Source organism: Sphingomonas sp., from assembly GCF_040398505.1.
Classification (GTDB): domain Bacteria; phylum Pseudomonadota; class Alphaproteobacteria; order Sphingomonadales; family Sphingomonadaceae; genus Sphingomonas.
Genome location: NZ_JBBATX010000052.1, coordinates 1 through 11,927 on the forward strand (window position 1 = coordinate 1; position 11,927 = coordinate 11,927).

At 63.9% G+C, this 11,927-nt stretch carries 14 protein-coding genes; 11 read left to right on the forward strand and 3 right to left on the reverse strand.

The features are described from left to right. The first annotated feature begins 60 nt into the window (after nt 1-60). Entirely contained in the window at nt 61-798 is a 738-nt protein-coding gene (locus tag ABWP09_RS08235; RefSeq protein WP_502959779.1) for a DUF7003 family protein, read from the forward strand. A 2-nt stretch (nt 799-800) separates the two neighbouring features. Here ABWP09_RS08235 and brnA read toward each other — a convergent pair whose 3' ends face one another. Next, nucleotides 801-1,025, reverse strand: a complete 225-nt coding sequence (gene brnA / locus ABWP09_RS08240) for a type II toxin-antitoxin system BrnA family antitoxin (RefSeq protein WP_353204664.1) — start codon at nt 1,023-1,025, stop codon at nt 801-803. Continuing rightward, on the reverse strand, nt 1,015-1,275 hold the full coding sequence (locus ABWP09_RS08245; protein ID WP_353204665.1) for a BrnT family toxin: 261 nt from the start codon (nt 1,273-1,275) through the stop codon (nt 1,015-1,017). The genes brnA and ABWP09_RS08245 overlap by 11 nt, the downstream gene beginning before the upstream one ends. A gap of 118 nt (nt 1,276-1,393) precedes the next feature. On the opposite strand from ABWP09_RS08245, the gene ABWP09_RS08250 reads away from it, so the two are divergent. From ABWP09_RS08250 to zapE, 7 genes are all read left to right on the forward strand, one after another. After that, on the forward strand, nt 1,394-2,386 hold the full coding sequence (locus ABWP09_RS08250) for a C13 family peptidase (RefSeq protein WP_353204666.1): 993 nt from the start codon (nt 1,394-1,396) through the stop codon (nt 2,384-2,386). A 36-nt stretch (nt 2,387-2,422) separates the two neighbouring features. Beyond that, nucleotides 2,423-2,983, forward strand: a complete 561-nt coding sequence (locus ABWP09_RS08255) for an ATP-dependent Clp protease proteolytic subunit (RefSeq protein ID WP_353204667.1) — start codon at nt 2,423-2,425, stop codon at nt 2,981-2,983. A 221-nt stretch (nt 2,984-3,204) separates the two neighbouring features. Then, entirely contained in the window at nt 3,205-4,584 is a 1,380-nt protein-coding gene (gene creD / locus ABWP09_RS08260) for a cell envelope integrity protein CreD (RefSeq protein ID WP_353204668.1), read from the forward strand. A gap of 260 nt (nt 4,585-4,844) precedes the next feature. Then, a complete protein-coding gene (locus tag ABWP09_RS08265; RefSeq protein WP_353204669.1) occupies nt 4,845-5,630 on the forward strand; it encodes a succinate dehydrogenase iron-sulfur subunit in 786 nt (261 codons plus the stop codon). A gap of 193 nt (nt 5,631-5,823) precedes the next feature. After that, a complete protein-coding gene (locus ABWP09_RS08270) occupies nt 5,824-6,231 on the forward strand; it encodes a hypothetical protein (protein WP_353204670.1) in 408 nt (135 codons plus the stop codon). A 131-nt stretch (nt 6,232-6,362) separates the two neighbouring features. Continuing rightward, nucleotides 6,363-6,830, forward strand: coding sequence for a PaaI family thioesterase (locus ABWP09_RS08275; RefSeq protein WP_353204671.1), 468 nt, complete (start codon nt 6,363-6,365; stop codon nt 6,828-6,830). Between the two features lie 115 nt (nt 6,831-6,945). After that, complete coding sequence (gene zapE / locus ABWP09_RS08280; protein WP_353204672.1) at nt 6,946-8,055, forward strand: cell division protein ZapE; 1,110 nt, start codon at nt 6,946-6,948, stop codon at nt 8,053-8,055. Nucleotides 8,056-8,118: 63 nt separating this feature from the next. On the opposite strand, the gene ABWP09_RS08285 is transcribed toward zapE, so the two are convergent. After that, complete coding sequence (locus ABWP09_RS08285; RefSeq protein ID WP_353204673.1) at nt 8,119-9,252, reverse strand: acyltransferase family protein; 1,134 nt, start codon at nt 9,250-9,252, stop codon at nt 8,119-8,121. 227 nt (nt 9,253-9,479) lie between these two features. Between ABWP09_RS08285 and mdh the strand changes: the two genes are divergently transcribed. The 3 genes from mdh to sucD are packed head-to-tail and all read left to right on the forward strand — an operon-like array spanning nt 9,480 to nt 11,728. Next, nucleotides 9,480-10,442, forward strand: coding sequence for a malate dehydrogenase (mdh, locus tag ABWP09_RS08290; RefSeq protein ID WP_353204674.1), 963 nt, complete (start codon nt 9,480-9,482; stop codon nt 10,440-10,442). A 51-nt stretch (nt 10,443-10,493) separates the two neighbouring features. Then, complete coding sequence (locus ABWP09_RS08295) at nt 10,494-10,790, forward strand: GIY-YIG nuclease family protein (protein ID WP_353204675.1); 297 nt, start codon at nt 10,494-10,496, stop codon at nt 10,788-10,790. A gap of 53 nt (nt 10,791-10,843) precedes the next feature. Then, a complete protein-coding gene (sucD, locus tag ABWP09_RS08300) occupies nt 10,844-11,728 on the forward strand; it encodes a succinate--CoA ligase subunit alpha (RefSeq protein WP_353204676.1) in 885 nt (294 codons plus the stop codon). Nucleotides 11,729-11,927: the final 199 nt, after the last annotated feature.

Sequence of the window (11,927 nt, forward strand, 5' to 3'; positions counted from 1 at the left end):
TTACACGCTCACCGATGATGTGGAGTATATCAAGCCGAAGAAGCGGGTTTATTGAGCAGGATGCTGTCGCGAGACGGCATTCTGGAAGTTTTGGACGCGGGCGCCCGCGCGTTCGTGTTCCCAATGCTAGACAATGGCTATGTATATCTGGCTGCGTCGCGCCTCGCCCTATTTAGGTCAGATATTGACTGGGCAATGACGTTTGAAATATTCGGCTATTCTCCGCGCGCTGGTGTGCCTGACTTGAGTGTGACGACGTTCGGGAGCGCGGTGATTTGCAGAAAAAGCGCGTCCGATTTTGTCAGCGAGGATGCTTATCAGGCCTTTCTCGTGAACAACCGCGACTGGCAGCAGGAAATCTTTTTTCCCATCGAGGACGACGGTTGGATCGATCAGGACGAGCAAGAAATGGTTGATATAGCTGCGAGTTCCTTGACCCTTCGGGGCCGCGCGATCCCGTTACCGGCGGATGCAGACTATCGGACGGCGGGGGTTGAGCGGACCGTGGAAGGGGCTTGGTCGGTCGCGGAAATGTCGCGTGCTCTGGCTGCGTGTCGTCGCGATGCAGTGCTGGCATCTAGCGAGGAGCGGCGCATCAATCTCACTGATACGATGACCGAGCTTTTAATGCTGGACGACTGGCTCCATCCAGACGTTGTCGATCCGGCGTGCTTGCCGAACCGATCGCAAACCTTTGTCGACTTGGCGGAAGTGCTCGTGTCCGGCAACGTGGGTCTCTATAAGGTTAAGCTCGGCAATACGCACTGGTCTCACTGGCCCGATGGCGGCAGCCTTTAAACTTAACCCGCCCCCTCCAGCCGATCCGCCAGCCACATCTTGATCAGCGCCTGTCGCGTCACGCCGCGGTGGTTGGCGTGTCGGTCGAGCTGCTGGACCATCCATTTCGGGAAATCGACATTCACCCGCTGCGGTTCGAGATTGGGTTGCTTCGCGCTCGCCCAGTCGATCAGATGATCGATATCCTCGCCATCGTCGAACATCCGGTCGAGTTCTTCAGCCGTCATAGGCCATTTCTTCACGGGCTCGCGCACGACGGACCGAGATGATTCGGATGTGCCCGTCGCGGTGGGTGACGACCGCCGTCCAGCGGCATCCGTCGATGTCTCCGACGTAAAGGCGTCTCTCTTCTCGCTCATACATCACAATACCCAATTCGAGGACGCGCTGGTCGTCCCAGAGCGCCTGCGCTTCCACGAAATCGATGCCGTGCTTGGCCTTGTTTGCCGCGCTCTTGGCCGGATCGAATTCAAACATGACCGCACCAATAGAGTATTTATGGTATAAAATATATCCCAAAAGGGGGCTTGTCACCCATTGGCTTGACACCGATCGTACAGCGCACAGGATGATGCCATCTCTAAGGGGCACAAGAATGCGGCGAATCGTTCCGGGTATTATCGCCTTTGCGCTTGCCGCTCTCGTTGCCCCCGCTCTCGCCCAATACGATCCCCCCCACCACACCCAGCCCGCCCCGCCGCTCGGCCGCAGCGACGAAGACACCGTCGTCCAGGCCAATAACGGCATCGAAATCCAGCGCGACCGCACCCCGCAGAACGAGCTGGCCGAGCATCGCCGCCTCGCCCGCGCGCTCGCCCGCGTCGCGCCGCAGCGCAAGGGCGTGATCGATGCCTATGTCGTCGCGGTCGGACTCGACAGCGATGCGGTGTTCGGGCGCGAGGCGCGCGAGGCGGGCCGGGTGCTCGCGCGGCGTTATGGTGCGGAGGGGCGGACGATCGTGCTCGCCGGAACCGACGGACGCGCGCCGAGCGACTTGCCGCGCGGCAGCCCGGGCAACATCGCCGCTGCGCTTGCCCGCGTGGCCGAAGTGATGGACAAAAAGGAGAACGTGCTGATCCTCTATACCACCAGCCACGGCGCGCCGCTCGGCATCCTCTACAATGACGGCGATCAGGGGTTTGGCGCGATGTCGCCCGTGCGCCTCGCCGACATGCTCGAAACGCTCGGCATCAAGCGGCGGTTGGTGATGATCAGCGCGTGCTATTCGGGCGTGTTCGTCGACCCACTCGCCAGCGATGACGGCGTCATCATCACTGCCGCATCGTCGGACCGCACGTCGTTCGGGTGTCAGGCCGATAGCGACTGGACCTTCTTCGGCGATGCGCTGATCAACACCGCGCTGCGCAAGGCCCAGCCGCTGGCCGCCGCCGACGCCGAGGCGCGCGCGCTGATCGCGGCGTGGGAGGCGCGCGGCGACCTCGTGCCCTCGGGGCCGCAAATTGCGATCGGCGCACGCGCCGGGACTTGGCTGGACGTGCTCGACAAGCGCGTGCCGCCTGCCGCGACGAAACCGGTCGGACGTCCGGCGATCAGCTTGCTCGACGGCCAGTCATCGGACGCACGCTGAGCGGAACAACGCCGCGTCTCGCCGGTTTGGCCGCGCATGAACGCTGTCCGCTATCCGTTGCTCGCCAAGCCGCACATCCGCCTGTCGGGTCCGGTCGATCAATGCATGTATGCAAGCTTCCGCCAGCAGCTCGATGCCTGCCCGGCGGAGGGGACGCTGGTGATCGCGCTGACGACGCTCGGCGGCGATCCCGAAGTGGCGCGGACGATGGCCGACGACATCCGCTTGCTCGAGGATCATGACGGGCGCGAGATGCTGTTTCTGGGCAAGGTCGCGGTCTATTCGGCGGGCGCGACCTTTATGGCGGCGTTTCCGGTCGGTCGGCGCTTCCTGACGCGGCACACGCGGCTGATGATCCATGAGCGGACGATCTCGAAGCAAATCAACCTCAACGGCCCGCTGCGGATGGTCATCGCGTCGATCAAGGCCGCCTTGCACGAGGTCGAACATTCGATCCTGATCGAGGAAGAGGGTTTCCGCGATATCGTGAAGGATAGCCGCGTCGCTTTCGAGGATTTGCGGGAAAAGGCACCGTCGAATTGGTATATCGAGGCGGAAGAAGCGCGCGCGCTGGGGCTGGTGCTCGATGTGATTTGATAGATATCCCCTCCCGCAAGCGGGAGGGGCCGGGGGTGGGTCGGTGTGGGTCACGGACGGCGTTCGACAACGAGCCGACCCACCCTCAGCCCCTCCCGCGAGCGGGAGGGGAGATAAGGAGACCTGCACCCGCTCTGCACTGCGTATCCACCCAACCCCCTTTGGCCGCGCCGGACGCGCCTGCTTAAAAGAACAGCCTCCACCATCAGGGAGGCCCGACCATGTCCGAACCCCGTCCACCGCGCACACCCGGCATCAAATTGCTGTTCGCGCTGCTGATCGCGACATTCCTCGCGATCCCGCTCTTCACCGTCTATCTGCTGGTGTACGACCGCCAGAACCAGTCGCAGACCGCGCAGCGGTCGATCGCCGAAGGATGGGGTGGGCCGCAGTCGATCTCCGGGCCGGTGCTGGTCATCCCCTATGCCGCGACCAGCAACGAGACGGTGACCGAGAACGGCAAGCAGACCGTCAAGACCACCACCGCGTGGCACGAACTGACGCTGTCGCCCGACACGGCCGATATCCGCTCCGACGTAAAACCCGATGTGCGCAAACGCTCGATCTACGAAGCGGTGGTCTATGCGGCGCGCAACAAAGGCGCGGCGCGTTTCGTGCTCCCCGCCGATCTGTCGCGCTGGGGCACGACGCGGGCTGCGCTCGCGCTCGACCGCGCCGAACTGCGCTTTGGCATATCCGACGCGCGCGGGCTGTTCGGCGCGCCGCCCGTCGTTGCCGCCGACGGCACCGCGCTCGAACTGCAACCGGGCAAGGGGCCGAGTGAGACCGGCGGCTCGGGCTTCTTCACCGCGCTCGACGCCCGCGCGCTCGGTGCCAAGCCGCTGCGCGTAACCTTCGACTATGCGGTGCGCGGCAACGGATCGATCGCGCTGTTGCCGCAGGGTGGCGACACGCGCTGGACGGTTGTCTCAAGCTGGGCCAATCCCAGTTTCCAGGGCGGCTTCCTCCCCTCGGAGCGCACGGTCGCCGCCAACGGCTTCAAAGCGACGTGGCGCGTCGGCAATCTCGCGCTCGGTCGCACGCTGATCTCGACCGACGAGCGTCCCGAAGCCACGGCGCAAGCGGTGGTCGAGGGGCGCGGCCTGCAAAGTAGCAGCGCCGAAGCGCGCGTCGATCTCGTCACCCCGGTCGATCTTTACGCACAGGTCAATCGCAGCGTGAAATACGGTTTCCTGTTCATCGGCTTCACCTTCATGGCGCTGCTGCTGTTCGATCTGATCGGCGGGGTGAAGGTCTCGCCGATCGAATATGGCCTCGTGGGTGCCGGGCTGGTGCTGTTCTTCGTGATGCTGCTGGCGTTCGCCGAAGTGATCGGGTTCAGCCTCGCATACTGCGTCGCGGGCGGCGCGATCATCGCCTTGCTCACCGCGTATTCCTCGGCGGTGTTGCGCAGCTGGCGGCGCGGCGGGCTGATCGCGGGGCTGCTCACCGCGCTCTACGGCGTGCTCTATGTGCTGCTCAGCCTTGAGGATCTGTCGCTGCTGATCGGCTCGCTGCTGCTCTTCGCGGCGCTGGCGGCGGTGATGTACCTCACGCGCGGGCTCGATTGGGGCGGACGCGAGGCAGTAACCGAGGCATAGCGTCAGGGCGGTGCCGGGGTCGTGTCCGGCACCGCTCTCGTGCATCAGATCGAGACGCCGGCGTCGCCGTCGATCAGCGCTGTCTGCGCGATGTTCTTCGGTGCCGCATTCAGGTCAGGTGCGGGAATGTGTCACGCCACGCAATCGCGCTTGCGGGGAAAACACGCGCTGAGGGTTTGCGAGCCGCCCCGCGCTTGTGTACGGCCTATCTCACGTCCGGCGGTGTGCCGCCCTCAGAGCTCGAAAGCGCGAAGCAAGCGATGGCTGAATTCTCTCTCCCCGCGAACAGCAAGATCAAGCCGACCGGCAAGACGCACAAAGCCGCGCCCGAGGCCAAACACGTCAAGAATTTCAAAATCTATCGCTACGATCCCGATTCGGGCGCCAACCCGCATTACGACACGTTTCAGGTCGATCTCGACGATTGCGGCCCGATGGTGCTCGACGCGCTGATCAAGATGAAGTCGGAACAAGATTCCTCGCTCACCTTCCGCCGCTCGTGCCGCGAGGGGATTTGCGGATCGTGTTCGATGAACATCGACGGCAAGAACGGCCTCGCTTGCACGACGGCAATCGAGGATGTGAAGGGCGATATCCGCATCACCCCCTTGCCGCATATGGAAGTGATCAAGGACCTCGTCCCCGATTTCACGCACTTCTACGCGCAATACAGCTCGATCAAGCCGTGGCTCCAGACGGTCACCCCGCCGCCCGCGGGCAAGGAACGGCTGCAGTCGCCCGCTGACCGCGAAAAGCTCGACGGCCTGTACGAATGCATCCTGTGCGCGTGCTGCTCGACCGCCTGCCCGAGCTATTGGTGGAATTCGGACAAGTTCCTCGGCCCGGCGATCCTGTTGCAAGCCTATCGCTGGCTCGCCGACAGCCGCGACGAGATGACCGGCGAGCGGCTCGACGAGCTTGAGGATCCGTTCCGGCTGTATCGCTGCCACACGATCATGAACTGCGCCAACGTCTGCCCCAAGGGTCTCAACCCGGCCAAGGCGATCGCGGAGATCAAGAAGATGGAAGTCGAGCGGATTGTCTGATCCGTTTCGGCGGTGACCCGGAGCGGCGTGTTGCGCCTCAAAAACTCGCTTCAAAAGCTGGTCCGCGCACGCGATCATCCATGACGGATGTTGATCGGCTGGCAATTGGCCACACGACGCTATCCATTGCCTGCTGCGGATGCGAGCGATGAGGATCGAGCCTCGATCAGGCGCCGCGTGGGGGAGAGTCAAGATGACCTTCGATCGACTGGCGAGGATCGCCGCATTGGGTGCAATGTGCTGTCTGGTTACGCCGATCAGCGCACAAGAGGCTAGGATTCCACCGAAAACGGGTGGGCTGATTCCGCCGATCATTACGCCCACCTTGCCCACCTTTCCCACCTTTCCCGATCGGCCGCGCGACGGATGGTTACGGTCAATCACCTTCGAAAAGGATGGGAAACCCGTCACCTCGGATGAAACGCGCGCTATCCAGGCAAATATATTGCGGGCGCTGCCCGGCGATGTTTCGGGCCGACCGCTGGGCGAGATCACCCAGACCGCTCAGGAAGCGGCCCGCAGGATTTGCTGCTTAACGGTTACTGTAGGCGTCGTGTATCAGGGCGCGACAGCTCAGATAACTTGGACGCAGAAGAAATAGCCTCGACGCGATCCCGGATCGCCGCATTCGCAAGGCGGACGGCGATCCGCCAGGGGCCAACGCGACAATAGCCATTGTGCCGTTTGGTCATGCCGGTAAGAGCGGATGAACTTCATCCGTGAAAGCCGGTCTTGCCCGACACTTCGTCTTCCCCCTTCACCTATGACGACGATCCCGATTTGCCGGGGTGGAAACGCTGGCAGTTTCGCGATCCGACGCGGTTTAACAGCTTTATCGAGCCACTGGCGGTGAAGCTGGAGGGCAGCATCGCACGCGTGCGGATGCTGCCGCAGCATCAACATTCGAATATGCGCGGCGATGTGCATGGCGGGGCACTGCTCGGCTTTATGGACGTGGCGCTGTTCGCCGCCGCGCGCGGTTTCGGCGTGTTGCAGGCCGGCGGCGCGGTGACGCTCGATTTGTCGGCGCAGTTCATCGGCGGCGGCGCGATCGGCGTGCCGCTTGAAGCGCATGTCGAATTGCTGCGCGAAACCCAGCGGATGCTGTTTCTGCGCGGGCTGATCGTGCAGGAAGGCGTGCCGACGATCGCGAGTTTTACGGGCACGCTGCGGAAATCGACGCCGCCCGCTTTGGTATGATCGACAGGTATTTCCCCGTTCGCCCTGAGCCTGTCGAAGGGCTGCCCTCCACCCGAGTGACCGTGCGAGGGGAGGGCAGTGCTTCGACAAGCTCAGCACGAACGGAGTTTGCGGCATGACTAGCATCCTCGCCGCCTACAACCGGCTCATCACCGCTGGCGAACTCCGCGCCGATCCCGAACAGGCCGGCGCCGCGCAGCGGCTCGCCGATCTCGCGACCGCGCTCGAAGCGACTCCCAAGCGCGGGTCGATCCTGTGGCGCGCGTTGGGGCGCAAGCCCGAGCCCCCGCGCGGCGTGTATCTGTGGGGCGGGGTCGGGCGCGGCAAGTCGATGCTGATGGACTTGTTCTTCAGCTGCCTCGCCATTCCGCTGAAACGCCGCGTCCATTTCGGCGAATTCATGCTCGAAGTGCACCAACGCCTCGCCGCCGAGCGCGCGAAGGAACTCGGCGACCCGATCCCGCCGCTGGCCAAGGCGATCGCCGAGGAAACGCGGCTGCTCGCTTTCGACGAGATGATGGTCACCAACAGCCCCGATGCGATGATCCTGTCGCGGCTGTTCACGCAGTTGCTGGTCGAGGGCGTGACGGTCGTCACGACCTCCAACCGCCCGCCCGCCGATCTCTACAAAAACGGCCTCAATCGCGAGCATTTCCTGCCGTTCATCGCGCTGATCGAAGCGAAGATGGACGTGGTCGCGCTCAACGGCCCGACCGATTATCGCCGCGATCGGCTCGGTGCGGTCGATACCTGGCTCGTCCCCAACGGCGCGGAGGCGACCGCCATGCTGTCGGGCGATTTCTTCCGCCTGACCGATTACCCGCCCGAGGACCGCGCGCACGTGCCGAGCGAGGATATCGTGGTGCAGGGGCGCTCGCTCCATGTGCCCAAATCGCTGAAGGGCGTTGCGGTGTTCAGCTTCAAACGCTTGTGCGGAGAGGCGCGCGGGGCCGCCGATTACCTCGCCATCGCGCGGCGCTTCCACACCGTCATTCTGGTCGGCGTGCCCAGGCTCGGCCCCGACATGCGCAACGAAGCCGCGCGCTTTGTCGCGCTGATCGACGCGCTGTACGAACATAAGGTCAAGCTGCTCGCCGCCGCCGACGCGCAACCCGCCGCGCTTTACGAAGCCGGCGATGGCCGCTTCGAATTCGAACGCACAATCAGTCGGCTCGAGGAAATGCGCTCCGAAGACTATCTGGCGATGGGCCACGGCGAGGCGTAGGACGTCGCGATCACCGAACATCGCGTTGCTTGGGGCGAGATCCTTGGCTGATCGGGAAGGTGGTCAGCTCGTCGGAAGAGGTGTCCCAGGGGGCCCGTCGTGCCCCGCAACACGGCGGCTGATCAAGCGGTCAAGCGCTCGCCGCGCCGGCCGTTCCGCTAGCCCGGTGATCGCCCCGGCGAGCACCAGCATCACCGCCGCGGCCGAGACCATCGCGACATGGTCCTCGACCCCGCGCCGGAGCAGCGCGACGATCAGCACGGCGCCCATGTAATGATGGATCAGGTAGAGCGGATAGGTCATCAGCCCGGCAAAGGCGATCAGCCGGATCCCAAAGACGCGCGTCAACGGTGCCTGCAGCCATCCGGCCGCCCCGATTGCCGCGACGCCGACCGCGAAGATGGAGAGCGGCAGCCACGGTTGCGGCGATAGTCCGAGGCCGCGCGTAAAGAATTCGGATTGCGAGAGAATCTCCGCGGTGCTGCTCGCCAGCCCGAGCAACAGCATCGACCCGCGCAGCTTTGTCCAGCCGCTCGCGTGCAGCCCCGACAGCGCGATCCCCGTCGCGAAGAACCCGCCATAAGGGAGCAACAGCAAGTCGACGGTACGGTCCGACGGCGGCAGAAGCCCGTCGATCCGCAGCAGCCAATAGACCGCGCCGACGATCGCCAGCATTATGCCGGTTCGCTCGACCGCGCGCGCGCCACCGCCGCGCCAGCCGAGTTGAAGCGCGATCAGCAGATAGAAATTCACTTCAAGCCCCAGCGACCAGTACGATCCGTCAATCTGTGGCTGGCTGGGCCAGAACAGCAGCGAGGTCAGCCACCGCACCGCGACTTCGTGGATCGGCCATACCGCCGTCGTTGCCAATACCACTGCGGTCAGGCTGCTACAGATCCAGGCGACCGGGGCCAGCCGCAGCAACCGGCGCTTCAGAAAAGCGCGCGGGCGGCTGTTCGCCGCCGACATTGCGATCACGTATCCCGAGATCACGAAGAACAGTTCGACACCCACCCAACCCGGCCAACTCCACCAGGCCCAGTCGCGCGCCAGCGTCACGTCGGGGCCCGCCAGATGCAGAAACGTATCCGGTCTGAGCGCGAACATCGCGGCATAATGATGCGCGAGGACCATCAGGGCGCACAGGAAGCGCGTCAGATCGATCGCAGCGATCGTGCCCTTGTTGCCCCCTGCCATAATGCGGCAATCGCAGCTTGTTCTTAAAATCGGGTGTATGGGGCACCCCGACCATCCCATCAAACCGATCCCCGCGCCAAGCAGAGCCGCTTATTGCTCTTGCGAATGATGTGCAATTCAAGATGTTAACCCGGCGCCTTTAGCGGTTGCGCCACAGAAGCGAAGCGCCTAAGCGCCGTCGCGTCTCGCGCGCTCGTCTGCGCGCTCACGCTACGCAAGGAGTGCTCATGGCTCGCAAGAAGATCGCGCTGATCGGTGCCGGTAACATTGGCGGCACGCTCGCCCATCTCGCGGCGCTCAAGGGCCTTGGCGACATCGTCCTGTTCGACGTGGCCGAGGGCATTCCGCAGGGCAAGGCGCTCGATCTCAGCCAGTGCTCGCCGGTCGAGGGCTTCGACGCCAAGATCACCGGCTCCAACGATTACAATGACATCGCCGGGGCCGACGTGATCATCGTCACCGCCGGGGTCGCGCGCAAGCCCGGCATGAGCCGCGACGATCTGCTCGGCATCAACCTCAAGGTGATGAAGGCCGTGGGTGAGGGCATCAAGACCCACGCGCCGAATGCGTTCGTCATCTGCATCACCAACCCGCTCGATGCGATGGTGTGGGCGCTGCGTGAATTCTCCGGCCTCCCGCATCACATGGTCGTCGGCATGGCCGGCGTGCTCGATTCGTCGCGCTTCAGCCATTTCCTCGCCGAGGAATTTGCAGTGTCGGTCAAGGACGTGACGAGCTTCGTGCTCGGCGGGCATGGCGACACGATGGTCCCGGTGATTTCCTATTCGACCGTCTCGGGCATTCCGATCCCCGATCTGATCAAGATGGGCCGCTCGACGCAGGAAAAGATCGATGCGATCGTAGCGCGCACCCGCAGCGGCGGCGGCGAGATCGTCGCTTTGCTCAAGACCGGCTCGGCCTATTACGCCCCCGCCACCAGCGGCATCGCGATGGCCGAGGCCTATCTCTACGACCAGAAGCGCGTCCTGCCCGCCGCGGCGCATGTCAGCGGTCAATACGGCTTGGATAATCTCTATGTCGGCGTGCCGGTGGTGATTGGTGCGGGCGGTGTCGAACAGATCGTCGAAATCGCGCTCGATGATGAAGCCAAGGCGAACCTCGCCGTGTCGGTCGATGCGGTGAAGGAACTGCTGGTGGCGTGCAAGGCGATCGACGGCTCGTTGGCGTAAACATATTAAACCACCCCGGCGAAGGCCGGGGCCCAGTAGCGGGCCGCTGCGATGGAAGATCAGGCCCACGTTTACATCATGGCGAGCGCGAGAAACGGTACCTTGTATCTCGGCTCGGCGGTGAATCTACCGAAGCGCGTTTGGGAACATCGCAACGGCGTCGTCGAAGGGTTCACGAAGAAGTATGGCTGCAAACTGCTCGTTTGGTACGAGTTGGTTGGCAGCTGGGAAGCCGCCCGGCAGCGCGAGCTGCAGATGAAAGGATGGAAGCGCGCCTGGAAGTTGCGAGAAATCGAAGGGCTCAACCCGGATTGGGACGACCTGTACGATCGTATCGCGCAACCTTGAACGTTTCCCAACTGGGCCCCGGCCTCCGCCGGGGTGGTAGGAATGGAAAATAGATGAGCATCCTCGTCGACAAGCACACCAAGGTCATCACGCAAGGGATGACCGGCAATACCGGCAGCTTCCACACCCAGGCCGCGCTCGATTACGGGACGCAGATGGTTGCGGGCGTGACCCCTGGCAAAGGCGGCACGACGCACCTCGGCCTGCCGAACTACAACACGGTGGCAGAAGCCGTGCACGCCACCGGCGCGACCGCATCGGTCGTGTACGTCCCGCCACCCTTCGCCGCCGATTCGATCCTCGAGGCGATCGACGCGAACGTGCCGCTGATCGTGTGCATCACCGAAGGCATCCCGGTGCTCGACATGGTCAAGGTCAAGCGCGCTTTGTCGGGCAGCAAGTCGCGCCTGATCGGGCCGAACTGCCCCGGCGTGCTCACCCCCAACCAGTGCAAGATCGGGATCATGCCCGGCAGCATCTTCAAGGTCGGTTCGGTCGGCGTTGTCTCGCGCTCGGGCACGCTCACCTATGAAGCGGTGTTCCAGACCTCGAACGCTGGCCTTGGCCAGACGACGGCAGTCGGTATTGGTGGCGATCCGGTCAACGGGACCAACTTCATCGACGTGCTCGAACTGTTCCTCGCGGACGAGGCGACCAAGGCGATCATCATGATTGGCGAAATCGGCGGCGACGCCGAGGAGCAGGCCGCGCAATTCCTGATCGACGAGGCAAAACGCGGCCGCAGCAAGCCGATGGCCGGCTTCATCGCGGGCCGCACGGCACCCCCGGGACGCCGCATGGGCCATGCCGGTGCTATAGTAAGCGGAGGCAAGGGCGACGCCGAGAGCAAGATCGCGGCGATGGAAGCGGCGGGGATCCGGGTTTCGGCCTCCCCGAGCGAGCTGGGCGAGACGTTGTTGGCGGTATTGAAGGGTTAAACATTCACCCTCTCCCCGTATGGGGAGAGGGTACCGAAGCTTGGCGGCTTCGGGTCCCCATCAAAGTTTACTTTGATGGGGCCCTGGCCGCCTAGCGAAGGTAGGGAGAGGGGCGATGTGGCCCATCGGGCCGCGCGGTCGCAAGCGACCGCACACCCCTCTCCCAGCTACGACTAGGGCCGCGTGAAGAACGCGACCC